General features: G+C 64.2%; 26 protein-coding genes. 12 read left to right on the top strand and 14 right to left on the bottom strand.

Annotation, left to right across the window (positions count from 1 at the left end; translation table 11 throughout):
* Positions 1 to 20 precede the first annotated feature (20 nt).
* Positions 21 to 647: a transglutaminase-like cysteine peptidase gene (locus QA645_RS16610; protein ID WP_283051549.1), complete on the top strand. Its 627-nt coding sequence runs from the start codon at positions 21 to 23 to the stop codon at positions 645 to 647.
* A gap of 144 nt (positions 648 to 791) precedes the next feature.
* Here the strand turns inward: QA645_RS16610 and QA645_RS16605 are convergent, their stop codons facing one another.
* The 4 genes from QA645_RS16605 to glsA all read right to left on the bottom strand — a co-directional run bounded on the left by QA645_RS16605 (position 792) and on the right by glsA (position 5,828).
* Positions 792 to 2,132, bottom strand: coding sequence for an amidohydrolase family protein (locus tag QA645_RS16605; RefSeq protein ID WP_283051547.1), 1,341 nt, complete (start codon positions 2,130 to 2,132; stop codon positions 792 to 794).
* 25 nt (positions 2,133 to 2,157) lie between these two features.
* Positions 2,158 to 2,721, bottom strand: coding sequence for an HdeD family acid-resistance protein (locus QA645_RS16600; RefSeq protein ID WP_254132348.1), 564 nt, complete (start codon positions 2,719 to 2,721; stop codon positions 2,158 to 2,160).
* 399 nt (positions 2,722 to 3,120) lie between these two features.
* Positions 3,121 to 4,761 (bottom strand): MFS transporter, encoded by a 1,641-nt coding sequence (locus QA645_RS16595; protein WP_283051545.1) that lies wholly within the window; start codon positions 4,759 to 4,761, stop codon positions 3,121 to 3,123.
* Positions 4,762 to 4,829: 68 nt separating this feature from the next.
* The gene (gene glsA, locus QA645_RS16590) at positions 4,830 to 5,828 is read right to left on the bottom strand and encodes a glutaminase A (RefSeq protein WP_283051543.1); all 999 of its coding nucleotides are present in this window, start codon (positions 5,826 to 5,828) and stop codon (positions 4,830 to 4,832) included.
* A 374-nt stretch (positions 5,829 to 6,202) separates the two neighbouring features.
* Between glsA and QA645_RS16585 the strand changes: the two genes are divergently transcribed.
* Entirely contained in the window at positions 6,203 to 6,412 is a 210-nt protein-coding gene (locus QA645_RS16585; protein WP_254132351.1) for a hypothetical protein, read from the top strand.
* 18 nt (positions 6,413 to 6,430) lie between these two features.
* Here the strand turns inward: QA645_RS16585 and QA645_RS16580 are convergent, their stop codons facing one another.
* Positions 6,431 to 7,138 (bottom strand): GntR family transcriptional regulator, encoded by a 708-nt coding sequence (locus QA645_RS16580; RefSeq protein ID WP_254132352.1) that lies wholly within the window; start codon positions 7,136 to 7,138, stop codon positions 6,431 to 6,433.
* Positions 7,139 to 7,406: 268 nt separating this feature from the next.
* Between QA645_RS16580 and QA645_RS16575 the strand changes: the two genes are divergently transcribed.
* The 6 genes from QA645_RS16575 (at position 7,407) to QA645_RS16550 (ending at position 13,047) form a co-directional block, all read left to right on the top strand.
* Positions 7,407 to 8,393: an ABC transporter ATP-binding protein gene (locus QA645_RS16575; protein ID WP_254132353.1), complete on the top strand. Its 987-nt coding sequence runs from the start codon at positions 7,407 to 7,409 to the stop codon at positions 8,391 to 8,393.
* 43 nt (positions 8,394 to 8,436) lie between these two features.
* The gene (locus QA645_RS16570; protein ID WP_283051539.1) at positions 8,437 to 9,726 is read left to right on the top strand and encodes a PotD/PotF family extracellular solute-binding protein; all 1,290 of its coding nucleotides are present in this window, start codon (positions 8,437 to 8,439) and stop codon (positions 9,724 to 9,726) included.
* Positions 9,726 to 10,685 (top strand): ABC transporter permease, encoded by a 960-nt coding sequence (locus tag QA645_RS16565; RefSeq protein WP_283053227.1) that lies wholly within the window; start codon positions 9,726 to 9,728, stop codon positions 10,683 to 10,685. The genes QA645_RS16570 and QA645_RS16565 overlap by 1 nt, the downstream gene beginning before the upstream one ends.
* A gap of 3 nt (positions 10,686 to 10,688) precedes the next feature.
* Entirely contained in the window at positions 10,689 to 11,567 is an 879-nt protein-coding gene (locus tag QA645_RS16560; protein ID WP_254132355.1) for an ABC transporter permease, read from the top strand.
* Positions 11,568 to 11,572: 5 nt separating this feature from the next.
* Positions 11,573 to 12,304 (top strand): aspartate/glutamate racemase family protein, encoded by a 732-nt coding sequence (locus tag QA645_RS16555; RefSeq protein ID WP_283051537.1) that lies wholly within the window; start codon positions 11,573 to 11,575, stop codon positions 12,302 to 12,304.
* Between the two features lie 248 nt (positions 12,305 to 12,552).
* Entirely contained in the window at positions 12,553 to 13,047 is a 495-nt protein-coding gene (locus QA645_RS16550; RefSeq protein WP_254194315.1) for a hypothetical protein, read from the top strand.
* 218 nt (positions 13,048 to 13,265) lie between these two features.
* Here the strand turns inward: QA645_RS16550 and QA645_RS16545 are convergent, their stop codons facing one another.
* A complete protein-coding gene (locus QA645_RS16545) occupies positions 13,266 to 13,622 on the bottom strand; it encodes a hypothetical protein (RefSeq protein ID WP_283051535.1) in 357 nt (118 codons plus the stop codon).
* A gap of 103 nt (positions 13,623 to 13,725) precedes the next feature.
* Positions 13,726 to 14,034: a hypothetical protein gene (locus QA645_RS16540; RefSeq protein WP_283051534.1), complete on the bottom strand. Its 309-nt coding sequence runs from the start codon at positions 14,032 to 14,034 to the stop codon at positions 13,726 to 13,728.
* Between the two features lie 95 nt (positions 14,035 to 14,129).
* Between QA645_RS16540 and QA645_RS16535 the strand changes: the two genes are divergently transcribed.
* Both QA645_RS16535 and QA645_RS16530 read left to right on the top strand, forming a co-directional pair.
* Positions 14,130 to 14,360, top strand: coding sequence for a hypothetical protein (locus QA645_RS16535; RefSeq protein ID WP_283051531.1), 231 nt, complete (start codon positions 14,130 to 14,132; stop codon positions 14,358 to 14,360).
* Positions 14,357 to 14,521, top strand: a complete 165-nt coding sequence (locus tag QA645_RS16530; protein WP_283051529.1) for a hypothetical protein — start codon at positions 14,357 to 14,359, stop codon at positions 14,519 to 14,521. Before QA645_RS16535 ends, QA645_RS16530 begins: the two co-directional genes overlap by 4 nt.
* Here the strand turns inward: QA645_RS16530 and QA645_RS16525 are convergent.
* On the bottom strand, positions 14,518 to 15,048 hold the full coding sequence (locus QA645_RS16525) for a gamma carbonic anhydrase family protein (protein WP_283051528.1): 531 nt from the start codon (positions 15,046 to 15,048) through the stop codon (positions 14,518 to 14,520). The genes QA645_RS16530 and QA645_RS16525 overlap by 4 nt on opposite strands.
* Before the next feature lie 87 nt (positions 15,049 to 15,135).
* Positions 15,136 to 15,465: a hypothetical protein gene (locus tag QA645_RS16520; protein ID WP_027536204.1), complete on the bottom strand. Its 330-nt coding sequence runs from the start codon at positions 15,463 to 15,465 to the stop codon at positions 15,136 to 15,138.
* A gap of 222 nt (positions 15,466 to 15,687) precedes the next feature.
* On the opposite strand from QA645_RS16520, the gene QA645_RS16515 reads away from it, so the two are divergent.
* Positions 15,688 to 16,407: a hypothetical protein gene (locus QA645_RS16515; RefSeq protein ID WP_283051527.1), complete on the top strand. Its 720-nt coding sequence runs from the start codon at positions 15,688 to 15,690 to the stop codon at positions 16,405 to 16,407.
* Positions 16,408 to 16,661: 254 nt separating this feature from the next.
* Positions 16,662 to 18,434 carry a caspase family protein gene (locus tag QA645_RS16510; RefSeq protein WP_283051524.1) on the top strand — a complete coding sequence of 591 codons (1,773 nt, stop codon included), beginning with the start codon at positions 16,662 to 16,664 and terminating at the stop codon, positions 18,432 to 18,434.
* Positions 18,435 to 18,580: 146 nt separating this feature from the next.
* Here the strand turns inward: QA645_RS16510 and QA645_RS16505 are convergent, their stop codons facing one another.
* From QA645_RS16505 to QA645_RS16485, 5 genes are all read right to left on the bottom strand, one after another.
* Positions 18,581 to 19,750, bottom strand: coding sequence for an aminotransferase class V-fold PLP-dependent enzyme (locus QA645_RS16505; RefSeq protein ID WP_283053225.1), 1,170 nt, complete (start codon positions 19,748 to 19,750; stop codon positions 18,581 to 18,583).
* A gap of 11 nt (positions 19,751 to 19,761) precedes the next feature.
* Positions 19,762 to 21,060, bottom strand: a complete 1,299-nt coding sequence (locus tag QA645_RS16500; protein ID WP_283051521.1) for a hypothetical protein — start codon at positions 21,058 to 21,060, stop codon at positions 19,762 to 19,764.
* A 64-nt stretch (positions 21,061 to 21,124) separates the two neighbouring features.
* Positions 21,125 to 21,919 carry an amino acid ABC transporter ATP-binding protein gene (locus QA645_RS16495; protein ID WP_256568306.1) on the bottom strand — a complete coding sequence of 265 codons (795 nt, stop codon included), beginning with the start codon at positions 21,917 to 21,919 and terminating at the stop codon, positions 21,125 to 21,127.
* Positions 21,916 to 23,049 carry an amino acid ABC transporter permease gene (locus QA645_RS16490; RefSeq protein ID WP_283051518.1) on the bottom strand — a complete coding sequence of 378 codons (1,134 nt, stop codon included), beginning with the start codon at positions 23,047 to 23,049 and terminating at the stop codon, positions 21,916 to 21,918. The genes QA645_RS16495 and QA645_RS16490 overlap by 4 nt, the downstream gene beginning before the upstream one ends.
* Positions 23,046 to 24,239, bottom strand: a complete 1,194-nt coding sequence (locus QA645_RS16485; protein WP_283051517.1) for an ABC transporter permease subunit — start codon at positions 24,237 to 24,239, stop codon at positions 23,046 to 23,048. The genes QA645_RS16490 and QA645_RS16485 overlap by 4 nt, the downstream gene beginning before the upstream one ends.
* Positions 24,240 to 24,267: the final 28 nt, after the last annotated feature.

Below are 24,267 nucleotides of genomic sequence, written 5' to 3'. Positions count from 1 at the left end.
AACAAGAAACGGGGGCCGCAATGTTGGACTTCAGGGGACGGGGGAAGGCACTGGCACTTGCTGCCATGCTCTTCGGGATCAGCGCTGCAGCGCAGGCCGGTGAAAGCCGTCTGCTCTACGCGAGCCTCGGCGACACCACGCGTGCGCCGATCGGCTGGGTCGAGTTTTGTGCAGAGAATGCCGCTCAGTGTCAGGGCGGGCCGACGCAGCCGCGCGACATCGTGATGTCGCAGACCGCGTGGCGCGATCTGACCAAGGTCAATCGCTGGGTCAACGAGACCATCAAGCCTTTGACCGACCAGGAGCACTGGGGCGTGATCGAGAAGTGGTCGCTGCCGACCGACGGTTACGGCGACTGTGAAGACTACGTGCTGTTGAAGCGCAAGATGCTGATTGATGCCGGTTGGCCGCGTGAGGCCCTCCTCATCACCGTCGTGCGTGACAGGAAGGGCGAAGGACACGCGGTGCTGACGGTGAAGACCGACAAGGGCGAGTTCGTTCTCGACAATCAGAACGAGAGCGTCGTTGCCTGGACGGAGACCGGCTACCGCTTCGTCAAGCGCCAGTCGCAGGCCGATCCCAATGTCTGGGTTTCGCTCGGCGATACCAAGCCGGCGGTCTCCACCGCCAGCGCAAGAGACCAGTAGTTAGATCAGTAGGAACGAGACAACGAGTTACGCGACCCGGTCACATCCCCACCCCTCCCCGTCCCAGACCGGTTCGCGCGCGGCCAGCCATCCCCCAATGGCTGGCCGCAACTTTTTTGGGAGGTGCAATGACGCGCGCCTTCGTCAGTGCGGCAGGATGTTCTTGTAGACCTTGCCGTCCTTCATGATCACCACAAAACTCTTCGCGGGATCCGCAACGAGGGTGATGTCGTCGAGCGGATTGCCGTCGACCAGCAGGAGATCGGCGAGCGCGCCCTCCTCGACCACGCCGAGCTTGCCGGGATAAGGATTGCGCAGGCCGGACAGGCTCAGCAGTTCCGCGTTGGTCGACGTCGCCATGACCAGCGCTTCGGCCGGCGTGTACCAGCGCGTCAGCGCGGCGAGCATCGAGCCCTGCTTTTCCGCCAGCGCCTGCGAGAACAGGACGTCGGTGCCGAAAGCGGTCTTGAGGTGGTATTTCTTTGCCAACTCATAGACACGGTCGGTGCCGGCAACGACCTGCCGCAACTTGTCCTGCTCCGAAGGCCCGAGCCCGGCGCCGGCCGACATATCCAGGAACGGCTGTGTGCTCAGCCAGATCCCCTTCTCCGCCATCAGCTTTGCGCTCGCCTCGTCCATGAGGTGACCGTGCTCGATACATTTCACGCCGGCGGCGATGGAGCGCTGGATCGCGACCGGCGTATAGGCATGCGTGGCGACGTAGGTGCCCCAATTGTCGGCGGCCTCGACGGCGGCGCGCAGCTCGGGCTCGGTGAAGGTGGAGACGTCGAGCGGGCTGAACGGGGATGCGACGCCGCCGCCCGCGGTGAGCTTGACCTGCGAAGCCCCCTGCATCAGCTGCTCGCGGGCGCGCACGCGCACCTCGTCGGGACTGTCGGCAACCATGCTGCCGCCGATCCGCTCCATGCGGCTGAGCATGCCGCCGATGGTGCGCGGCAGATCGGAGAGCTGGCGGAAGTCGCCATGACCGCCGGTGATGGTGATGATGGCGCCGGACGGATAAATGCGCGGACCGGCAACGAGGTCCTCGTCAATGGCCTGCTTGAGGCCAAAGGTCGGCCCACCCATGTCGCGTATGGTGGTGAAGCCGCGCATCAGCGTTGCGGTCGCCTCGCTGGCGGCGAGCAGATTGTTGTAGCCGATATCGCCTGCAAGAGCCGCCATCGGCGTCGGGCGCACCAGCATGGCGTGCCAATGCGCGTCGATCAGCCCCGGCATCAGCACACGGCCGCCGCCGGCGATGATCTGGCTGGTCGCGGTGATGTCCGTGGTCGAGATCTTCTCGATCTTGCCGTCCCTGACGAGGACATTGGATGCGGCCGAGAGCGTCGCGTTCCTACCGTCAAAGATCCTGACGTTGCGGAACAGGACGGTCGCGTCCTGCTGGCCGGCCGCAGGCGATGCGCTGCAGACAATCATTGCGAGCAGCGCCGCGAGGCCGGCCCGCATACTCAATCCCGACATGTTCGATCTCCGCGCTGAGGTGCCGCTACGCGGCGGCTCCGACAGGCCGCCAGGCAATGGTCAGCCAGCCGATGCCGTGCGACAACAGATCAATGCCGAGCAGCATGCCCAACACCCAGAGCCCTGTCATCGGAAAACCGGTGAGAATGATCAGACCGGCGAGCACGCCGAACAGTCCGGACGCCAACATGATGCCGCCGCCCTGCTGCCAGCGGCCGATGCCGATCAGGATGCGGACTATTCCGGAGATCAGGAGTGCAAGGCCAAGCGCATAGGTCAGCAGCAGCGCGCCGGTCAGCGGCTGGCTGATGAGCACGATGCCGAAGGCGATGTAGAGAACGCCAAGCACCACCTGCCAGACAAAGCCGCCCCAGCCCTTGGTCCAGAACGCGTGGAAGACCTCGAAGGCGCCGGTGGCAATCGCCATCCAGCCGATGAACAGCGCGCTGATCACGGTAAAGAAGGCAACATCGCCCAGCACCATCAGCCCCGTGAACACCATGAAGAGACCCAGGAGCACGCAGACCCAGCGGCGTGGCTGCGGCAGGCCGGTCGCGCCCATGGGCGCACCATGATCGTAAGTCGTCATGACCTTCTCCCTTGATTATCTCCAGCGCCAGCCGCAATGGCGCCGACCGCGATGCCACCAGCACACCCAGCGCCGGCGCTTCCGATGCCGCGGCGGTGGCCGGTGCGGCGGTCGATGTGGTGGTCGATGCGGTGGGCGGTGTGGCGGCCGAGGCGATGGGCGGTTGGGTGACGCCGACGACGGACCGGCACCTTGCGCGTAGGTTTGGCCGACAGGATCACGCGCGCCGGAGGCAGAATGATCGGCCGGCGACGCCTCAGGCAGAGCCTCGGCGTCTCCTGACCAGATGCTTGCTCCTGCGCCCGCCAGGATAACGCCGCCGAACAGCGTGCGCAGCGCATCGCGGCGATCGATCTCATGCATAGGACTCTCCTTCACAAAGTCCCCTGCCCTCTGAACTCACGTCTTTGCAGCCGACTCATCACTCGGAATCTCACCCGGCAGATAATCCGGCAGCCGCCCGGCCGGGATGATCGCGATCAGTGCGAGGCCCGCCATGAAGAGCAGTCCAATCTTCAGCGCACGCAGCCGCGCTTCGGTATTCACGCGCACGGCTTCGGCGACCTGTTGCGGCGATCCGTTCGTGCGTTCCAGAACGCTGAGCAGACGGTCGTTGCTGACGAAAGTGATGTTGTCGAGATCGACCTGGGCCTGCAGTTCCGGCGTCAGCACCGGGCTCGCCGTGATCTTGCCGAGCGCGATCGTGCTGAGCAGGCCGACCATCAGCGCGCCGGCCACCGCCGTTCCGACCGCGGAAGCCAGGTTCTGCGTCGTCCCGCGCAGGGACCCGACGTCGCCCGCGAGTATCTTCGGCGACGATGTCACCAGGACGTTAAACAGCAACGTCACCAGCGAGCCCTGACCGATGCCGAACAGGACGAGCCCGAACAGCACCGGAACCTCGCTCCAGTCGTTGTGCACGACGAAGGCGAGCCAGGCCAGCCCGACGGTGCAGAAGGCGAAGCCGTAGCGGCCGATCTGGCGCGGTGTCAGCCGGTCGTAGACATTGACGATCAGCATTGCCGCGAAGAAGACGGTGAGATTGAACGGCATCATCGCGATCGCGGTCGCGAGCGGCGTGCGCCCCTGCACGATCTGGATGTAGAGCGGCACGGTAAAATTCAAGGCCGCCTCGAGTGCCACCACCGCGAACAGCGAATAGACGGCGCAGCGCTCTTCGGGAGAGTCGATCACCGCAAGCGCCAGCAGCGGCGTCTTGCCGGCGGCCTGCCGCCGGTGCGTCCACATCAGGAAGGCCTGGCCCAGCACGATTCCGAGCACGATCATGACCGGCGCGGGCGAAAGACCGACGAGATCGAACGGCGCATTCGCCGTCGCAACCGCAAGGCCCCATCCGTTGAGATTGTTGAAGCCGAAACTGATGAGGACAATCGCACTCGCGGCGAGCACGACGCCGACGACATCGATCTCCACATCCGGCCGGCCGTGATCGGGCTTGAGACGGAAGCTCAACAGGAACGCGATGGCGGAAGCCGCAATCAGAACGCCGAACGTCGGCCGCCAGCCGATATAAGTTCCGAGCACGCCACCGATGATGAAGGCCAGAACGCCGGCCGCAGCACGTGCCGAACCAAGTGCACCAAGTGCGGTTGCCTGCTGCTTGCCTGCATAATTCTCGGCAATCAGCGCAACCAGCGAGGGCACGATCACCGATCCCGCCGCGCCACAGAGCGCCTGCGCAGAGATCATGACGGAAGCCGACGGACTGAAGGTCATCATGATTTGCGAGATGAAGAACAGCACCACTGCGCCGCGAAAAACCCGCAACGCACCAAAGCGCTGGGCAAGCTTGGCGCCGAGCATCACAAAACCCGCAACCAGCATCGAATACGCCACGATGCCCGTCGCGACGGTCGTTGGCGGCACACCGAAACTCGCGACCATTCCGCCCATCGCCACTGGCAGTGAAGCGACATTGAACGACATGATCATCTGGCCCAGCGCAATCGCGATCATGGGAACCCACGACGCGCGCTCCTCCTGGTGAATGCCGCCGATCGACATTGTCTGCGTGACCATGACGTCCCTCCGGCTTGTTTAGCGTTGCGATCGGTCAGGTCTGCGGGCCCACCGATCTTTTTTCGCATTCATTGTTCCGGTTGCGATACGAACAGATCCATCCCCAGCCGCTGCGACAGGAATTTTGCCGCAAGCTGTCCCCGCACGCTGTTGCCGGCCGCGTCGAGCGGCGGCGCGAAGGTGCCGAAGCCTCCCTTGCCCGGCGACACCGCGACGATGCCGCCGCCGATCCCGCTCTTGCCGGGCAGCCCAATATCGTAGAGCCAGTCGCCCGACGTCTCATACAGCCCGGCGGTGATCATGACGGCGAGCGCGTAATGGCAGACCTCGGCATCGACGACACGCTGCTTGGTGACCGGGTTGACGCCGCCATCGGCCAACGTCGCTCCCATCACAGCGAGATCGCGGGCGCTCACGTTGAGCGAGCACTGCCGCGTGTAGAGATCAGTCGCTTCCTTGGCGTCGCAATAGATGCGGTCGTAGCTCTCCAGCAGCCGCGCGATGCTGCGGTTGCGGAAATTGGTCTGCGACGCCGACGCATAGACCTCTTCGTTGAGCGGCAGCGTGCGCCCGGCAAAGCGCGACAATCCGTCGTGGATGAATGACCACCGCGCTTCGGCAGTCGCGCCCGGCGCAAGGCTCGTCGTCGCGATCGCGCCGGCGTTGACCATCGGATTGGTGCGGCCGCTACCCTGCTCGATTGCGGCAAGCGAATTGAACGGAAGACCGGTCGCGTTGGCGCCGAGCTTCGCGCGCGCTTCCTCGGGCCCGATGGTTTCACAGACCAGCGCGAACAGGAACGGCTTCGACACGCTCATGATCGAGAATTCGTAGTCGACGTCGCCGGCGCCATAGACGTGCCCGCCGGTGCCGACCACGCAGACGCCGAACAACTCGCTCGGCACCCGGGCAAGCGCCGGATAGACCTGCGAGTTCTCGCCATCGCGATTTGATTTGAAGCGCCGCTGCGCCTCGTTGACCAGCGACTGCACAGTGTCTGGGGCCGGCAGGTGGCCGGTCGAGACATAGGCCGGCTCCCGCTCTTCGACTGCCGAATGCGACGCCATTGCACCACTCCGTGGAACGGATTCGACTGCTGCCGAAACAGATCCAGAACTCTCCGGGCGACGGTAAGTTGATGCTCCTGTCCCACCAGAGTCAATTTGCAACTATAGGGCGATTCTGCAATTCAGCCATACGCCTCCAATGGAAATACATCTCAAGAGGCATTTGCTTGGGAAACTTCGGCAAATGAGTAAGCGAGGCTGCCTCGCTTGCATCAAACTCTCGTCAAAATCGAACAGCGCACGCGGCCTCCAGACAACGCAAGATTGCAACCAAGGCTGACAGGCGTACGATCGGGCGATCTGCGCGGCAGGAGATCAATGGGGCGAGCGGTGGGCTTCAAGCCCAAGGCGCGCAGCAAGCGGTGAGGCGTAACATGGTGGCACAAACGACTGACGGTCCCGTCCTGCTCATCAAGAAACTCGGCGGGCTCTTCGCAATCATTATCGGATGCCTGCTGACCGCGGTCGGCGTGACCTTTGAATCCGGCGGCACGACGTTCATCGGTGTCCTTCTGCTGGTCATTGGCGCTGTCCTACTCGTGCTGAAGATCATCAGGCGCAACGAAGGATCTTCGCTGTCCTAGCCGAGCGGTGCGGTTCGCTTACGCGCCCAGCACGTCGGCGAGCCGCAGCTCGTCGGCGGCGGGATCCTTCAGGAACAGCTCGGCCTCGATCTCGTTCAGATGCGACAGCATCTGCGAGCGCGCAGCCTGCTTGTCGCGCTTGCGGATCGCGGTGACGATCTCCGCATGATGATCGGTGCCGCAGGCCGGCGTGTCGTGACGGCGATAGAGCAGGATGATCAGCGAAGAGCGCGCGATCAGCTCCTTCAGAAAGCCGAGATAGATGCTGTGACCGCTCATCTCGGCGATGAGACGGTGAAATTCGCCAGAGAGCCGAACTGACGCGCGCGCATCGCCGCGCAATTCCGCCTCACGCTCTTCGGCGAGATGTTGCTGGAGACGATTGATCCATGCGGGCGAGACGGCTTCGCAGGCGTGATCGACGATGGTGGGCTCAATCAGGCGGCGCGCTTCGAACACCTCGCGGGCATCCGCAGGCGTCGGGCGCGCGACGAAGGCGCCACGGTTCTTCTCGATGTTGACGATGCCCTCATGCGCGAGCTGCTGCAGCGCGGTACGGACCAGCGTGCGGCTCGCGCCATAGATCTCGCCGATCTCGTCTTCGCCGAGCTTGGTGCCCGGTAGCAGGCGATGCTCGAGGATCGCCGCAGTCACGCCTTCCCTGATCCGGCTGACGCGATCGCTCACGTCGGGCGCATCGGATTTCGGGCGGGATTTGGCGGCCATTCGTTCGAGGGTTGGGTTTGAGGGTTTGGTCGGCGACGTTCGGTCTCGAATGGTAATCGACGAGCTGTATCCAATCACAGGCGAAACTTTATACAATCTTCGCCCATTTTGTGTGCATACTATCGCCCGCGCGGCAGGTCGCGCAGCGCTGCTGGATTCGATCTAACGATTTGACTCCACTGCACAGTTCTAAGATTCGGCCGGCCAAGGGCGGTTGGCACGGACCTTGCGGAGAGACGCGGAGCACCGCCCCTCCTTCGGACACACCATGGCCACTCCTGCCGCTCTCGAACTGGTCGCCGTCACCAAGCGCTACGACACGACGCTGGCGGTCGACACAGTCAATCTGAAGATCCCCGCCGGCACCTATTGCTGTCTGCTCGGACCGTCCGGATGCGGAAAAACCTCGACTTTGCGGATGATCGCGGGCCACGAAGCCGTCAGCGATGGCGACATCATCCTGGGCGCGCAGAACGTCACCGACCTCGAGCCCGCCAAGCGCGGCACGGCGATGATGTTCCAGTCCTACGCGCTGTTTCCGCATCTGAGCGTGCTCGACAATGTTGCGTTTGCCCTGAAAATGCGCGGCGTCGACCGCGCGACGCGGCACAAACGGGCCGGCGAATTGCTGGAGCTGGTGGCGATGAGCCCTTACGCCGGCCGCCTGCCGGCTCAGCTCTCCGGCGGCCAGCAGCAACGCGTCGCGCTCGCGCGCGCCCTGATCACCGAGCCGCAGATTCTGCTGCTCGACGAGCCGCTGTCCGCACTCGATCCGTTCCTGCGGGTGAGGATGCGCGGCGAGCTGAAGCGGCTGCAGCGCGAGCTCGGCATCAGCTTCATCCAGGTCACCCACGGCCAGGAAGAGGCAATGGCGCTCGCCGACCACATCGTGGTGATGAACCAGGGCAGGATCGAGCAGCAGGGCACCGCCCGCGACATCTTCCATCATCCCCGCACCGAATTTGTGGCCCGCTTCATCGGCGGCCACAACGTCCTCAGCGACGCCGGCAAGCTCATCGCCGTGCGCGCCGATCAGCTCGGCATCAAGCCGGTCACTGACGGCGCGTTCGGCGCACCGGCGCTGCTGACCCAGACCGAGTACCAGGGCTCCTACGTCGCCGTCTCGCTCACGCTCGACGATGGCACCGCCCTGTTCTCCCATGTTCCCGAGGCCACCTTCGACGTCCACCCGTTCCGTCCGGGCGACCGCGTGCTGGCCACCTGGGATCCCGCCAAGGCGCAACGTCTGCAATAGCGCCGTCATCATAGAAAATGCGCAACACAGAGGAGTGACTGGAATGACTGAGACCACCAAGAAGACCGGCGTCAGCCGCCGCACGCTACTCAAGAGCACCGCAGGTCTCGCCGGCCTTGCCGCCGGCTCCGGCGCCATCACCGGCTTCCCTTACGTGATGTCGGCCGAGCCGAAGGTGCTGCGCTATCTCGGCACCGCCGTGAACGAGGGCGACGACATCTCCAAGCAGTGCCTGAAAGACACCGGCATCAAGATCGAATACATCACCGCGACCACCGACGACGTCACCAAGCGCGTGATGACCCAGCCGAACTCCTTCGACGTGCTGGATACCGAATATTTCTCGCTGAAGAAGATCGTGCCGTCGGGCAACATCCTTGCCCTCGACGCCAAGAAGATTAAGGAATTCGACAACATCACACCGGTCTTCACCAAGGGCGAGACGCCCGGCGGCAAGAAGATCGGCGGCCAGGGCACCGCGCCTTGGAAGGTGCTGTACCTCGAAGGCAAGGACTCCAAGAAGTTCGCGACGTCGGCGACCGAGTTCGTCACGCTGATTCCGACCGTCTACAACGCCGACACGCTCGGCATCCGCCCCGACATCATCAAGCGCCCGATCAACTCCTGGGCTGAACTGCTCAACCCCGAGTTCAAGGGCAAGGCCTCGATCCTCAACATCCCCTCGATCGGCATCATGGATGCCGCGATGGTCGTGGAAGCCACCGGCAAGTACAAATATGCCGACAAGGGCAACATGACCAAGGAAGAGATCGATCTCACCATGAAGGTGATGACCGAGGCCAAGAAGGCCGGCCAGTTCCGCGCGTTCTGGAAGGACTTCAACGAGAGCGTCAACCTGATGGCCTCGGGCGAAACGGTGATCCAGTCGATGTGGTCGCCCGCGGTGACCAAGGTGCGTTCGATGGGCATCGCCTGCACCTTCCAGCCGCTCAAGGAAGGTTATCGCTCCTGGGCTTCCGGCTTCTGCGTCTCCAAGGGCGTCTCGGGTCAGAAACTCGACTGGGCCTATGAGTTCGTGAACTGGTTCTTGTCCGGCTATGCCGGCGCCTATCTCAACCGCCAGGGCTATTACTCGGCAGTGCTCTCGACCGCGAAGGCGAACATGGAGCCCTACGAGTGGGCCTACTGGATGGAAGGCAAGCCGGCCGAGAAGGACATCAAGGCGCCCGACGGCTCGCTGCTGGAGAAGGCCGGCGCGGTGCGTGACGGCGGCTCCTACGAGGACCGCATGGGCGGCGTCGCCTGCTGGAACGCCGTGATGGACGAGAACGACTACATGGTCCGCAAGTGGAACGAGTTCATCGCCGCGTGATGGATACGTCGGAAGACATCCTGCAACAGGCATCCCCGGACGTTGTCCGGGGATCCGAGACTGGGCGCGCTGCGAAAGCGGCGCGCCTGTCGCCCTCCTTCGTCTCCTGGCTGCAGGCCGGGCCGATGATGCTGGTGTTTCTCGCCTTCTTCCTGATCCCGCTCGTCTTCGTCGTCATCGTCTCGTTCTGGGACTACAACGAATATCAATTGCTGCCCGCCTTCTCCGGCCGCGGCTACACCGATACGTTCGAAGGCTGCATCGCGCAGCTCCCCGATCTCTGCACCATCGCCAAGACCTATCTGAAGACGCTGAAGCTGTGCTTCCTGGTCTGGGCCATCACGCTCTTCATCGGCTTCTGGGTCGCCTATTTCCTCGCCTTCCACATCAAGTCCAAGACCTGGCAGATGGGACTGTCGCTGCTCTGCACGATCCCGTTCTGGACCTCCAACGTCATCCGCATGATCGCCTGGATCCCGCTGCTCGGGCGCAATGGCCTGGTGAACTCGGGCCTGATGAAAACGGGCCTGATCGGCCAGCCGATCGAATGGCTGCTATTCTCCGAATTCTCCGTGGTGCTGGCGCTGGTTCATCTTTTCACCTTCTTCATGGTGGTGCCGATCTTCAATTCGATGATCCGCATCGACAAGTCGTTGATCGAAGCAGCCTATGACGCTGGCGCCACCGGCTTCCAGACGCTGGTCAACGTCATCATTCCGCTCGCCAAGCCCGGCATCGTGATCGGGTCGATCTTCGTGATCACCATCGTGATGGGCGACTTCATCACCATCGGCGTGATGGGCGGCCAGCAGATCGCGGCGGCCGGCAAGATCATCGAGACGCGGGTGAACGCGCTGCAATTCCCGGCCGCGGCCGCCAATGCGGTGATCCTGCTCGTCATCACCTTCCTGATCATCACCATGATGTCGCGCATCGTCGACATCAAGAAGGAGCTGTAGGCGATGAAGGAAGGACGCCCGCGCTCGTTCTACGTGCTTGCGATCTTCTTCGCGGCCTATGTGCTGTTTCTCTACGGGCCGATGATCGCGATCTACGTGCTGTCGTTCCAGGGACCGCAAGGCGGCCTCACCTTCCCGATGAACGGCGTATCGACCTACTGGCTGACAAAGCTGTTCCAGGGCACCGGCATCGTCGATCTCGGCGCGGCCTTCCGCCGCTCGCTGCTGCTCGGCGTCATCGTGATGGCGGTCACCGTCGTGCTGTCGGTCGCCGCCGGCATGGCCTTCCGCAGAAAATTCAAGGCGCAAAGCATACTGTTCTACTCGGCGATCGCGAGCCTGATCGTGCCCTCGATCATCACCTCGCTCGGGATCTCGCTCGAATTCCGCATCGTCGACGATTTGATCAAGGCGCATTGGAACGAGAATTTCGAGACCTCGATGGGCCTGCTCACCTCCGGGCTCGGCGCGCATCTGACCTGGACGCTGCCGTTCGGCCTGCTCATCATGTTCGCGATCTTCAACCGCTTCGACCCGCGCCTCGAGGAAGCCGCGCGCGATCTGGGTGCGACGCCGTGGCAGGCGTTCCGCCATGTCGTGCTGCCGATCATCCTGCCCTCGGTGATCGGCATCGGCCTGTTCGGCTTCACGCTGTCCTGGGACGAGCTGGCGCGCTCCAGCCAGGCGATCGGCGCGGTGAATACACTGCCACTCGATCTCCAGGGCCTCACCACGACGGTGACGAACCCGGACATCTACGCGCTCGGCACCATCATCTCCGCAGTGTCCTTTGCGGTGATCACGCTTGCGCTCGGCACCATCCACATGCTCAACAAGCGGCAGGCGGCCAAGGGTTCGGACGCCGGCAAAGGACTTGTCTGATCGCGATGCGGCTGCACGTCGTCAATCCCAACACCACCGCCACGATGACGGCGAAGATCGCCGCGGCTGCGCGCGCGATCGCGCTGGCCGACACCGTGATCGATGCACGCCAGCCCGCGATGGGACCGGTCTCGATCGAAGGATTTTACGACGAGGCCTTCGCCGTCCCCGGCATGCTCGGCTGCATCCGCGAGGCCGACCGCGACGGCGCGGACGCGCATATCATCGCCTGCTTTGACGACACCGGTCTCGACGCGGCACGTGCGGCGGCCAGAGCGCCGGTGATCGGCATTGGCGAGGCCGGCTTCCATGTCGCGAGCCTGGTCGCGGCGCGCTTTGCGGTGGTGACGACGCTCGGTGTCTCCATCGTGCCGATCGAGCATAATTTGCGGAAGTACGGCCTCGCCGAGCGCTGCGCCCGCGTGCGCGCCGCCGAGGTCCCCGTGCTCGCGCTCGAGGACCGCAGCGCGGACGCCCTCGGTAAAATCTCAGCGGAAATCACCGCCGCGATCCGCGACGACCGCGCCGAGGCCATTGTGCTGGGGTGCGCCGGCATGGCCGATCTTGCCACCGAGCTCTCGGCCACCCACGGTCTGCCGGTGGTCGACGGCGTCGCGGCCGCGGTGACGCTGGCCGAGGGACTGGTGCGGCTTGGGCTGACGACCTCCCGATTAGGCCCCTACGCGGCGCCGCGTTCGAAAACCTATTCAGGCCCGTTTGCGCCGTTTCAGCCGTGAGCTTCCTGTACCCTGATACTCTCGCTCATCCCGAATTCGGCCCGGACGGCGACTTCTTTTAGGCCTGCGGGCCGCGCCCGCCGGAGCCGCGGCCTTGGGCGAATTGCGCTTTTTCCGCCTGCGGCCACCTTTTCGTCCCATTTGTTGCTGAACTGTAACGCTTTCGGGACGCCCCGGCCGCCTTGTTCTGCGTTCTTGTGCTGCCGCTCTTCGCCACGCACCAAGTTTCAATTTGGGTTTTGTCAGCGATGCTCGATCTCGCAGAGGACACACCGTCCAATCCGTTTCTCCGTCTCGGTGGCCAGCCGATCGCGCTGACGGCCGCAGCGCTGGTGCTGCTGATCGCCGGCGTCACCTCGATCGCGGTCTGGCGCGCCTATAACGGCGTTGCGCCCGAGACCGACCGGGTGGTCGCCTCGCGGCAGCTTCAGGCGCGCACGGCGCAGGCCTCCGAGCAGCTCGTCGAGAAGACCAGGGGACTGGAGGCGACCCAACAGGAATCGATCGACCAGCTTCAGGTGGTGCAGGACCAGCTTTTGACCATGAAGAAGCTGCTCGCCTCGCAGCAGGCCGACACCAAGCGCCTGTCGGACCAGGTCGCCAGCTTGAACGAATCGATCGACGGTCTGCGGCAATCCTTTGCCAGCGTGCGCTCCACCGAGGCGGATACGCCCTCGGTTACCCGGAAGAAACCGGTGCGTCACCGCGTCCATGCCAGCGCCCGCAAACGCTCACGCGGCTGATTCGATCCGGGGCCGCCGCCTTTTATTTTCGCTACTTGTGAACTGGATCACATTCATCCGTATGATTCCGCGCGATGCTCGCCCATACCGGATGGCGTGAGCCGATTTTAATATCCGGGGCTGGCAAGGTCGTTGACGGTATACTGCGTCAACGGCCTTGTTTTTTACTGCCGCGGTATTCTGATGCCTCGGCCAGGCCCCCACACTCCTCGCAACCTCTATTCGCAGACCTGCGCGCGACGAACGCGCCAGCCCGACTGCGTCATGACGCGCTTCCGCACGAGATAGCACTGCGCGCCATAGCCGCCATCGTCGTAGCCAGCGCCGTAATAATAGGGATCGCCGTAGTACGGGTAGCCGTAGCCATAGGCACCGTAATAGCCGGCGCCTGCGATGCCGGCGCCGATTGCGACACCCGGCCAGAAGCCGCCGCCGTGCCAGCCACCGTGTCCCCAACCACCGCCACCGCCCCAATGGCCGCCTCCGCCAAAGCCGCCTCTCGCCTGCGCCGCCTGGGGCGCTGCGAGTCCGACCGCTGCGATGGCCAGTGCGGCCATGATCGTCTTGCGCAACATCAACTCATCCTCCGCGTGGAAACGCTCCACATTCCAAAGAGAGGCCAAGCTAATGTCACCCGATCATTGATGATAGGCAGGGTGGCTCACTTCCGCGCGAGCGTCAGCAGCCGCGGCAGATGCTCTTCATCCTCTTGTCGAGCAGCTGGTTCTCGGCGTTCACTGTCGCATCGGCGCTGGCGTTCGCACCAGAGGCCGCGCCGGTGGTGACGCCGGGCGCCGTGTTTGCGCCCGAGGATTGCGCTGTGCCTGCGCTGTTGGTGCCAGGCGGCGGCGCCGGTGCATTAGCGACGCCGGAGGTTGATCCGCTCGCGCCGCCGGTGGCTTGCGCGAACGAGATCGCCGGCGTCGCGGCGAGAGCGAAGATCACGATCAACGTCTTGATGGAAGCGCTTGCGGACGATCTGCTCATCGGAAATTCTCCTTGCCCCATCAACGGCTGCGGCAAATTCAAGTTCCGGAACAATTCCCGTCACATCAGCTTGAAGCAGAGAGGCAGAAACGATCATGCGCAAACTGATCGCGTTCGACGAGGATACGCTCGACAAGCTGAAGCAATTGGGCCGCGACAGGATGGCGACGTTTCAAGAGCTCGCGGATGAAGCCTTCGCCGACCTCCTGAAGAAGCACGGCATCCCGATCGACCTCAGGGACGCCTTGCGCAAGAGCGCGAGACTCGACGGCGTGGCGGAGAAGCCAACGGCGCGCTCCAGAACCCGAAAGGCAAAAGCAAGATGACAGATCGCGATCCCTTTGCAGACGGCGAACGCGCCGCGCGCGAGAACATCCCGGCCGAAGCCAATCCTTACGCAGACGGCAGTAATGAGCATGCCCTGTGGGCAGCCGGACACGAGAAGGTCGCGGGCGCAATCGAGGCCCGCGAGTCCGAGGGAAGCTAGCCGATCCGCTTCAGGCCCTTCTTGAAGCGCGGACCGTTGGCGACGTAGAATCGCGTAGCGCTTCCCATCTTCTGCACCTGGGCGTCGTCGAGCGTGCGGATCACGCGCGCGGGCGAGCCGATGATCAACGAGCGCTCGGGGAACTCCTTGCCCTCGGTGATGACGGAGCCGGCGCCGACGATGCTGTTGCGACCGATCTTCGCGCCGTTCATCACGATCGAGCCCATGCCGATCAGCGCGCCCTCTTCGATGGTGCAGCCGTGCAGGATGACGTTGTGGCCGACGGTGCAGTTCTTGCCGATCACCAGCGGAAAGCCGAGATCGGTGTGACAGGTCGAGCCGTCCTGCACGTTGGCGCCCTCGCCGATCTCGATCCACTCGTTGTCGCCGCGCAGCACGGCGCCGAACCAGACGCTCGCGCCCGGCTTCAGGCGCACGCGGCCGATCACGGTCGCGGTCTCCGCGATGAAGTAATTGCCGTCAGAGGGAAGATCGGGCGCCTGCCCGTCGAGCTCGTAGATCGCCATGGAGGTCTCCTGTCGCGTCAACCCAAGCCATAGCGAAACGACGACGAACAGGCAAAGGGCCGCCGCAGCGGGCAGCCCTGCAAGGCGTCAGCCCAGCACGCCAGTCGCGCGCAGCGTCATCAGGAAGAAGGTGCCGCTCATCATGCTCCAGAAGCCGGCGATGACGGTCGCCATCATCACGAACTCGAAGCGACGGCTTTCCAGCCGCATGCCGCGCAGCGTGTTGCGCATGATGATGAAGGGCGCCGCGAACACCAGGAACGGCACCGCCGCAAACGTCCTGGGGGCCACGCCCTCCTGCAACAGCCCGAAGCCCGCGGGCCTCTGCGACATCGCCTGGTATCCATTTGCGAGCGCGCCCGCGAGCGCGAAGCCGATGCAGATCGAGAAGAGAGTGTTGAAAGCTTCAGGTGTCATCGGAACAGTCCGCCCATACGCAACGCGAGGAGCTTTCCTGTGACAAATAGTGCCGGTTAACGCTACATTATCCTTAAGCGAAGGTTAACGCTGCCGCCCGGCCCGCGCAGAGCCCTCTTCCGTTCCCGGCCGCGCGGAACCTTCCGCGATATCACCGCCCCGTGGCATATTCGCCGGTGATTCGTCGGCCACCGGCCGACCCCGGGCCATTCGCGCGACGTCATGACGGTGTTTTCGGCAACCTCCCCTCGCTCTTCCAGGACCGGCGCAAGGACGCGCATCCGGGCGCATCTCCTCCCGCTTGCGCTCACCGGCATCTTCGCGGCGAGCGCGATCGCGCTGGTTGCCTATTTGCTGTGGCCGACCTGGACCACCGGCGGTGCGGACGCGCCGGACAAGCTGCCGGTCAGCGTCGGCGGCACGCTGTTCAACCTGCCGATCTCCGCGATCCGGATGAAGATCCAGCGGCACTCCGGACCGCAGGAGCGCATCGATCTCGATTTCCTCTATCCCTCGCTGGAGGCGCCGAACGGGCCGCGACACGTGACGGCCGATACGGTGGACACCGCGATGCAGCCGATCGACCGCATCTTCCTGTCGATATCAGCGCATCACGATGCGCTGTCGCCCGAGCAGCGAACCGCGACGATCTATCCGCGCTATTTCGACCAGGCCGCGGCGGCAGCGGACGACGGGCTGGCGATGCGGACGTTCCGCACCGACACGCCCTATGGCAGCGAGGATTTCTATTCCGCGACGAGCCCTGCGCTCACGGCGCGCTGCACGCGCGATGGAGCCACGCCCGGCATGTGCCTGTCCGAGCGCCGCGTCGGCGGCGCCGACCTCACCTTCCGCTTTCCGCGCAGCTGGCTGTCGCAATGGCGTGACGTCGCCGACGGAATGGAGAAGCTGACGACGCAGTTGCGCGGGCCGCACAGCTGAGCGCGGACCCTCCGCGACAAAAACTCGAAAACAACCCCATGCACAGTAGCCGGGAACAAATTCGCCTTTTTCGAAATCCGGCTTGACCCGTCGGGCAAAACAAGCGCATGATGGCACCATGAGGCGATCGACTGCGTGCCGCTACGCTCCCTGGTGCTGGGGTGGCCGCACCGCTGTGTGATAGAAATCACAGATTGTAGATTGCACTCGTCCATTCTGCGGATAATCTGACGCTATTGCATTCGGGGGCTGGAATGCGGTTTCGGCTGTTTGTTTTATTGATTGTTGCGACCTGGCTTTCGATCTGGCTCGGAACCGGCTCTGCACTCGCCGAGAAGCGCGTCGCGCTCGTCATCGGCAACTCGGCCTACAAGCACGTGGGAAGGCTGGCGAACCCCGCAAACGATGCCGCGCTGGTCGGCGGCATGTTCAGGAAAGCAGGTTTCGACGCCGTGGACGTCAGGGTCGACCTGAACGTGGTCGACATGCGCAAGGCGCTGCGCGAATTCGGCGGCAAGGCCCGCGAGGCCGATGTCGCGGTCATCTACTACGCCGGCCATGGCATCGAGCTCGACGGCACCAACTATCTGATCCCGACCGATGCCGCCCTTGAGACCGACACCGACGTTCTGGACGAGGCGTTCCCGCTCGACAGGGTGCTGTTCGCCATCGAACCCGCCAAGCAGCTGCGCCTCGTCATCCTGGACGCCTGCCGCGACAATCCCTTTGCCAAAACGATGAAGCGGACGGTGGCCTCCCGTGGCATCGGCCGCGGCCTTGCCAAGGTGGAGCCGACCAATCCGAATACCATGATCGCCTTCGCGGCGAAGGCCGGTTCGACCGCTTCGGACGGCGACACGAAGAACAGCCCGTTTGCCACAGCTCTCGTCGAACGCCTCCCAACGCCGGGTCTCGATCTGCGCAAGGCTTTCGGCTTCGTGCGCGACGATGTTCTCAAGGTCACCGGATCCAAGCAGGAGCCGTATGTGTACGGCTCGCTTGGAGGCGATGACGTGTCGCTCGTTGCAGCAAAGCCAGTTGTCGCCGGACCGCAAGCCAACCCGGATGCCGAGGTTCGGCGCGACTATGAACTGGCGCTTCAGCTGGGTACGCGTGACGGATGGACGGCCTTCCTGAACCGTGTTCCCAGCGGTTTCTATGCGGATCTCGCCAAGGGCCAGCTGAATAAGATCGCCGCCGAAGAAACCCGCGCCGCCGCTGCGGAAAGAGCCAGGCAGGCCGAGGACGAGAAGGCCCGGCTCGCGACCGAGCGGGCCAAGAAGGCCGAGCAGGAAAAGGCCGCAGCCACCGCGAAGGCCGCCGAAGACGCCCGGCTTGCGGCGGAGAAGACCAAGCAGATCGAAGAGGCCAAGGCGGCCGCAGCCGAGCAGCGGCGGAAGGAGGCCGAAGCCGCAGCGGCAAAGGCGACGGCCGATCAGCAGTCTTCCGAGAACGAGCAGAAAACGGCCGCCGTAAGTCCTCCACCTACGCAGCCGAGCCTGTCTCCGCAGGAGACAACGAGGCTGGTTCAATCCGAACTGCGCCGCGTCGGCTGTCTGGCGACATCGGCAGACGGCGACTGGAATACGTCATCGCAGCGCTCGCTGACGCTGTTCAACAAATATGCGGGGACGACGTTCGACGCCAAGCTTGCGAGCTTCGAAGCGCTGGACGCCATCAAGGCCAAGCCGGGCCGGGTCTGCCCGCTTGTTTGCGATCGCGGCTTCAAGGCCGATGGCGATGCTTGCGTCAAGATCGCATGCCGCGCCGGCTATCGCGTCAATGATGATAACGAGTGCGAGAAGGCGCAAGACAAGAAGCCGGTCGCGACCCGCGAGGATACCAAGAAGCGCGATACGGAGCGGAAACAGGTCGAAGCCGCACCGACGAAGCCGTCTGCATCCGGTCAAATGATTTGTAACAACGCGGGGTGTCGGCCGGTGAGGCCCGGCTGTCGGATCGGAACCCAAAAGTATGGCTCCGCAACCTCCATGGTAGGAGGGGGACAAGCGGAAGTGTGCGACTGAGCCGCGGCCGGGTGGTGTCTCATCAAACTGAGACACCACCCGCCGCCGAGACGATAGCTGCGCCATTCACGGCGAAAGCGCAGGACGTGTCGTCATCTCGCTGGCGAGTAAATTGATCGAGCCAACGACACGAGTCGTCACGCCGTTCACGCAGCCGCGCCCGCGCGGGCCGGTAGATTGCCGCTCTCGGCGAGCACCTGCGCGAACCGGTCGACATCCTCGACGGTGTTGAACAGGCCGAAGGAAATGCGGATGCCGTCGCGCTCGGGGGACACCCGCACCTGCCGGCTGGCCAGATAGTCGGCCCACGCATCCGCCGGCAGATCGAGCACGTAGATGTGCGGTGAGCGATCGGCGCGCGCGCGCGGCCCGACCAGGCGGACGCCGAGATCATCCATACGCTCGATCAGGCGATCGCCCAGATCGTAAAGGTGCGCTTCGATGGCGGATTGGCCGACGCTCTCGATCAGCGTCAGCGAAGCGTCGAGCGCGTGGATATCGGGCAAATTCAAATTGCCGATCTCGAACCGCCCGGCGTCCGCCTTAAGCTGCATGTTGTCGGCGCGCGCGATGTAGTCGCCCGGCGGATGCGCGAGGCTGGACATAGCAAGGTAAGCCGGCTGGAGTTCGTCCAGCCCCTGCCGGCAATAGAGGATGCCGAGACCCTGCGGCACCAGCAGCCCCTTGTGGCAGCCCGACCCGATCAGGCTCGCGCCGCTCGCCCTCGCATCCAGCGGGATGACACCGGTCGACTGCATCGCGTCGATGACGAAATAGAGCTTCTTCTGCGCACAGAGCGCTCCGATGCCGTCGATGTCGAAACGATGTCCCGCATGAAAGGTGACGTGCGAGAGCGAGATCGCGCGCGTGCGGGCATCGATATGAGGCGCGAACATCTCGGCGCGCGCCGTCTCGCCCGTCATCGGCACGAAACGCACCTCCACGCCCTTCCGCCGCAGATTGAGGAAAGCGTAGGCGTTGTTGGGATGATCGCCTTCGACGAGAAGCACGTTGTCTCCCGCCGTCAGCGGCAACGCGTTCGCCGCAATATTCATTCCCTCCGAGGTGTTCTTGGTGAAAGCGATCTCGGCCGGCGCAGCGTTGAGCAGTTTTGCCACCCGGGCGCGGACCTGCTCGATCCGGTCAAGCCAGACAGGCTTGGGGCCGGCCGTCTCGAGCCCTTCCCGATAGAAGCCGATCAGGGCCTCGCGAACGCTGGTGGCAAGCGGCGTCTGATGGGCGGAATCGAGATAGAGCAAGCGCTCGGTCACGGGGAACTGGCGGCGGATTGCGGCAACATCGTAGTGCATGATGATTGGCCCTGGCATCAATCGACAAAGGACGGAACGGGGTGGGCCGCAGCGAGCTCCTGCAGCCTGTGAAGCCGCGCCGAATTGACGGGAGCCTTCGGGCCGGCACGCAGGATCTCCGCAACCTCGCGACCGAGCCTGGTTGCCTCGGCCGTGTCGAAGCCGCGGATCGTCAGCGCGATGCTGCCAAACCGGAAGGCGGTCCGTGGTTCGCCGGCCTGCCCCGGCGCACGCATGGCGTTGCCGATGATCCCGTGGGCGCCGAGCCCCGCGACCAGTTCCGGCTGCGTCCAGCTCTCGCCGGTGTAGGCCATGATCATGTGGGAGTCCGTGCCGCCCGTGTAGAGTTCGATCCCGCCCTCTTCCAGGCCCGCGCCGAAGGCCTTTGCATTCGCGACGACGTCACGCATCAGCTGCGCGAAAGCGGGTCGGGTAATCATCTCCATCTGCACCGCCCGCGCCGCGATCATGTTCGAGGCCGCCGGGCCCTGCAGACCGGGATAGACGGCGGCGTCGATGGCGGCGGCGAAACGCTGCCTGGCGAAGACGAAGGCGCCGTTGCGCGGTCCGCAGAGCGTCTTCTGCGTCGAGGTGGTGGACACGTCGGAGAACGGGACGGGATTGGCATGAAGGCCGGCGGCGATCAGCCCCGCGACATGGGCGATGTCGGTGAAGAACAGCGCGCCGACCTCGTCGGCAATGGTCTTCAGTCCGGCAAAGTCGATCTCACGCGGATACGAGGATGGACCGGCGAGGAGGACGTGCGGCTTCACCTTGCGCGCGAGGTCGCGGGCCTGATCCAGGTCGATCGCGCCGGTGCGGGTGACGCCGAACGAAACCACCTCGCGGTTCGCGCCGGTGATATGACGCATGGCGCCGTGGCTGACATGGCCGCCGGCGAGCTCGTCGAAAGTCAGCAACCGCGCGCCTTCGGCCGGCAGGATCGCGCGCAGCACCGCGACGTTGGCGATGGTCGAAGACAGCGCCTGCACGTTGACATATTCGGCGCCGAAGATCGCCTTGGCCCGATCGATGGCGAGGTTCTCGATCGCGTCGAGCTCTTCGCAATTGGCGACGCTGCGGCGGCCGGGCAGTCCCATCGGCGCACGGTTGACGAGATGCGTTCCCTCGATCTGGCGCAGTCCGAGCGGCGCATAGGACGCCGAAGCGATCATGTTGAGGGACGACGTCTCCCGCTTCCGATCCTGGTCGATCAGCGCGACGACGTCGGCGCCGATCTGATGGGCATTGGCGCCGAAGAGATCGGGCCAGTTGGTGTCAGTTGAATGGGCCTGAACGGCCGTCGAAAGTGACATGTGTCGTCCTCTTTGCAGGTGATCGGAATGCGCTTGGTCCGCGCGTGCGGGGGCGCCTGCTGCGTCAGTGACGGAGCACGCGCGAGAGAAAGGTTCTGGTACGTTCATGGGTCGGCCGGTCGAAGATCTCCGCCGGCGTGCCGACCTCCAGAATGCGTCCGTGATCGATGTAGACGACGCGGTCGGCGACCTCGCGGGCAAAACCCATCTCATGGGTCACGATCATCATCGTCATGCCCTCGCGCGCGAGCTCGCGCATGACGTCGAGAACTTCACCGACCATCTCGGGGTCGAGCGCCGAGGTCGGCTCGTCGAACAGCATGATGTGCGGCTCCATTGCGAGCGACCTCGCAATGGCAACGCGCTGCTGCTGACCACCGGACAACTGGGCCGGAAGCTTGTGGGCGTGATCGCGCAAGCCCACCCTCTCGAGCAGACGCAATGCGTTCGCCCTCGCCTCATCCGGCTTGCGGCCGCGAACGCGGATCGGCGCGATCGCGACGTTGTCGATCGCGCTCATATGCGGAAACAGATTGAACTGCTGGAACACCATGCCGACGCCCTTGCGGATCCGGGCCAGTTCCTTCTCGCCGCCGATCGCACGATCGGCCTCCGTCGGCATGCTGAAGCCGTCCACGGTCAGCCGCCCGCTCTGGTACATCTCCAGACCGTTGACACAACGGATCAGGGTCGACTTTCCCGACCCGCTGGCGCCGATGATGACGACGACCTCGCCGCGCCCGACGTCGAGATCGACGTCTTTCAGGACCTGAAACGCGCCAAAGGACTTATTGAGATGGCCGATGCTGACGATGGCATCGCGCGACTGCACGGCCGCCGGGCTCTGGATGGCGTTCATCGTGATCCCCTTGCGAGATGGGCTTCGAGGCGGCGCGACGCGTAGGTGATGGCACCACCGATGGCGAGATAGACGGCAAACAGGAAGACGTAGATCTCGTAGGTCCGGCCGCTGTTCTGCGGATCGGCCAGGATCATCTGCCCGGCGCGCAGGAAATCGGTCAGGCCGATGATGAAGACCAGCGTCGCGCCGTTGAAGATGTCGAGGATCTGTCCGACCAGCGAGGGAACGACAACGCGCAGCGCCTGCGGCAGGACGATATCGACGTTGAGAGTCCAGCTGCTCATCGCGAGCGACTTTGCCGCTTCGATCTGGCCCTTCGGCACTGCCTGAAGTCCGCTGCGGACATATTCGGCGACATAGGCCGCAAAGAACAGCGCAAAGCCGGCCATGCCGCGCAGCAGCCCCGGGACCGAGGTATCCGGCGCCAGCAGCGGCACGATGATCCAGATCCAGTAGACGACGAGGATCAACGGCACCGACCGCATCGTCTCGATATAGGCGGTCGAGATTACGCGCAGGCTGGTGATGCGGCTCTGCCGGCCGAGCGCGAGCAGGATTCCGAACGGCAACGTCAGGATCGAGACCGCGATCGTCAGGACGACGCTGAGCAGCAGACCGCCCCAGACCTCGAAGCCCGGCGGCGAGACCACGACGAAGATTGCGACCACTCCCGCGAGCAGTCCCGACAGCACGATGCGCTGGTCCACAGCCCAACGGTGGGCGCCGATCCATGCCGCGATGCCGAGCGCGGCGCTGGCGGCCGTGAGCATGCCGGAATGCACGTCGATTGCGGTTGCTACCGCTGCCGAGATCAGGATCGCGAGCACAGCGACTGATGTCAGCGCCGATCGACCCGGGCGGAGTGAAAGGCCGAGACCCGCACCGAACATCGCGCAGAGCGTCGCGACGGAGAACCATGCCCGCCACAACTGGTCGGCGGGATAGATGCCGGTCATCAGCACCTTGAAGCTGCCGCCGACGACTTGCCAATGCGCCTGGACCAGCACCCAGTAGCCAAAGGCATAGACCGCCCAGGCCAGCAGCGGGATCACGACGAGCGACAGCGCGGCGTCGAACGGTTTTGCGAAGAGGTTGCGGTGGACCCACCGCAGCGCGAGCGTGGTCATCGCGTCCTCCGTCCGTTGACACGCGCGTTGAGGCCATTCACGCAGGCGCTGATGATCCAGCTCAGCGCGAGATAGGTCAGCATCACGATCACGACGCCTTCGAGATTTCTCCCGGTCTGGTTCGAGACGGTGCCGTAGACGTTGAACAGGTCGGGGAAGCCGATGGCGATCCCGAGCGAGGTATCCTTGGTCAGGCTGATGTAGCGGTTGGCCAGCGACGGCAGGACGATCCGGAAGACCTGGGGAAGGATGATGTCGCGCAGCGTGTGGGAACGCGACAATCCGAGCGAGGCAGAGGCCTCCCATTGCCCCTTCGGCAAGGACTCGATCGCGCCGCGGACGATCTCGGCGACATAGGCGGAGCTGTTGACGACGATCGCGATGAGCAGCGCCGTCATTTCCGGTGAAATGGCAAAGCCTCCACGCGCGCCGAACCGGGTCGCGACCGGCAGGTCAAGGCCAAGAGGAAAACCGATGACGGCGGCTACGATCAGGGCCGCGATCGCTGCTGCCAGAAAGATCAGCCGGAGCCGCAGTCCACGCAGAATTACGCAAGCGGCAACCAAGGCGAAGGCCGCAGCGAGCAATCCCCAGGACGCGGCTCCAGCGCGCTCGGACACCGCGAGGCCGGGCAGGAAAACACCCGAACGACTGGCAAGCAGGCCGCCGAACCAGTTCGACGCGGCACTGGCGGGAGGAAACCGCAGGACCACCGCAAAATACCAGAACACGATCTGGATCAGCAGCGGCGTGTTGCGGATGGCTTCGACCAGTCCAAAGCAAAGGTTACGCACCAGCCAGTTGGTCGAGAGCCGGCCGATGCCGACCAGCGTGCCGAACATGGTGCAGAGGACGATCGCCGAGAGGGCGACCTTGAGCGAATTCCAGAGGCCCGCGAACAGCGCCTGCAGATTGGTGTTGGAAGGAGAGAAAGGCTCCAGAATTGGCCACCCACCCGCGAACGAAGGCACGACACCTTCACTGAGGGAGAAGTTCGCGACATTGCCGAGGTAGCCGAACGAGAACTGGATGCCTTTGCGGGCGAGTGCCTCGCGGACCGCGAGGCCGAGCCAGATGACGAGCCCCGCCACCGCAATGACGATCGCCGCCTGCACGAGCCATTTGAACGCGATCAGCAGGCCGCGACGCGCCGGCGGGATGCTGTGATATTCGGCGATCTCTGTGCTCATGATGCCCTCCCCGGATCGAGGCGAGCCC

The organism is Bradyrhizobium sp. CIAT3101 (assembly GCF_029714945.1).
Lineage (GTDB): Bacteria > Pseudomonadota > Alphaproteobacteria > Rhizobiales > Xanthobacteraceae > Bradyrhizobium.
The sequence above is the reverse complement of the archived record's forward strand: the minus strand, read 5'-3'. Positions and strand labels throughout refer to the sequence as shown.

Excerpts from the sequence above, each read along its gene's own strand:
- QA645_RS16610 (WP_283051549.1), top strand. The coding sequence starts at position 21 with ATGTTGGACTTCAGGGGACGGGGGAAGGCACTGGCACTTGCTGCCATG.
- QA645_RS16605 (WP_283051547.1), bottom strand. The coding sequence starts at position 2,132 with ATGTCGGGATTGAGTATGCGGGCCGGCCTCGCGGCGCTGCTCGCAATG.
- QA645_RS16600 (WP_254132348.1), bottom strand. The coding sequence starts at position 2,721 with ATGACGACTTACGATCATGGTGCGCCCATGGGCGCGACCGGCCTGCCG.
- QA645_RS16595 (WP_283051545.1), bottom strand. The coding sequence starts at position 4,761 with ATGGTCACGCAGACAATGTCGATCGGCGGCATTCACCAGGAGGAGCGC.
- glsA (WP_283051543.1), bottom strand. The coding sequence starts at position 5,828 with ATGGCGTCGCATTCGGCAGTCGAAGAGCGGGAGCCGGCCTATGTCTCG.
- QA645_RS16585 (WP_254132351.1), top strand. The coding sequence starts at position 6,203 with ATGGTGGCACAAACGACTGACGGTCCCGTCCTGCTCATCAAGAAACTC.
- QA645_RS16580 (WP_254132352.1), bottom strand. The coding sequence starts at position 7,138 with ATGGCCGCCAAATCCCGCCCGAAATCCGATGCGCCCGACGTGAGCGAT.
- QA645_RS16575 (WP_254132353.1), top strand. The coding sequence starts at position 7,407 with ATGGCCACTCCTGCCGCTCTCGAACTGGTCGCCGTCACCAAGCGCTAC.
- QA645_RS16570 (WP_283051539.1), top strand. The coding sequence starts at position 8,437 with ATGACTGAGACCACCAAGAAGACCGGCGTCAGCCGCCGCACGCTACTC.
- QA645_RS16565 (WP_283053227.1), top strand. The coding sequence starts at position 9,726 with ATGGATACGTCGGAAGACATCCTGCAACAGGCATCCCCGGACGTTGTC.
- QA645_RS16560 (WP_254132355.1), top strand. The coding sequence starts at position 10,689 with ATGAAGGAAGGACGCCCGCGCTCGTTCTACGTGCTTGCGATCTTCTTC.
- QA645_RS16555 (WP_283051537.1), top strand. The coding sequence starts at position 11,573 with ATGCGGCTGCACGTCGTCAATCCCAACACCACCGCCACGATGACGGCG.
- QA645_RS16550 (WP_254194315.1), top strand. The coding sequence starts at position 12,553 with ATGCTCGATCTCGCAGAGGACACACCGTCCAATCCGTTTCTCCGTCTC.
- QA645_RS16545 (WP_283051535.1), bottom strand. The coding sequence starts at position 13,622 with ATGTTGCGCAAGACGATCATGGCCGCACTGGCCATCGCAGCGGTCGGA.
- QA645_RS16540 (WP_283051534.1), bottom strand. The coding sequence starts at position 14,034 with ATGAGCAGATCGTCCGCAAGCGCTTCCATCAAGACGTTGATCGTGATC.
- QA645_RS16535 (WP_283051531.1), top strand. The coding sequence starts at position 14,130 with ATGCGCAAACTGATCGCGTTCGACGAGGATACGCTCGACAAGCTGAAG.
- QA645_RS16530 (WP_283051529.1), top strand. The coding sequence starts at position 14,357 with ATGACAGATCGCGATCCCTTTGCAGACGGCGAACGCGCCGCGCGCGAG.
- QA645_RS16525 (WP_283051528.1), bottom strand. The coding sequence starts at position 15,048 with ATGGCGATCTACGAGCTCGACGGGCAGGCGCCCGATCTTCCCTCTGAC.
- QA645_RS16520 (WP_027536204.1), bottom strand. The coding sequence starts at position 15,465 with ATGACACCTGAAGCTTTCAACACTCTCTTCTCGATCTGCATCGGCTTC.
- QA645_RS16515 (WP_283051527.1), top strand. The coding sequence starts at position 15,688 with ATGACGGTGTTTTCGGCAACCTCCCCTCGCTCTTCCAGGACCGGCGCA.
- QA645_RS16510 (WP_283051524.1), top strand. The coding sequence starts at position 16,662 with ATGCGGTTTCGGCTGTTTGTTTTATTGATTGTTGCGACCTGGCTTTCG.
- QA645_RS16500 (WP_283051521.1), bottom strand. The coding sequence starts at position 21,060 with ATGTCACTTTCGACGGCCGTTCAGGCCCATTCAACTGACACCAACTGG.
- QA645_RS16495 (WP_256568306.1), bottom strand. The coding sequence starts at position 21,919 with ATGAACGCCATCCAGAGCCCGGCGGCCGTGCAGTCGCGCGATGCCATC.
- QA645_RS16490 (WP_283051518.1), bottom strand. The coding sequence starts at position 23,049 with ATGACCACGCTCGCGCTGCGGTGGGTCCACCGCAACCTCTTCGCAAAA.
- QA645_RS16485 (WP_283051517.1), bottom strand. The coding sequence starts at position 24,239 with ATGAGCACAGAGATCGCCGAATATCACAGCATCCCGCCGGCGCGTCGC.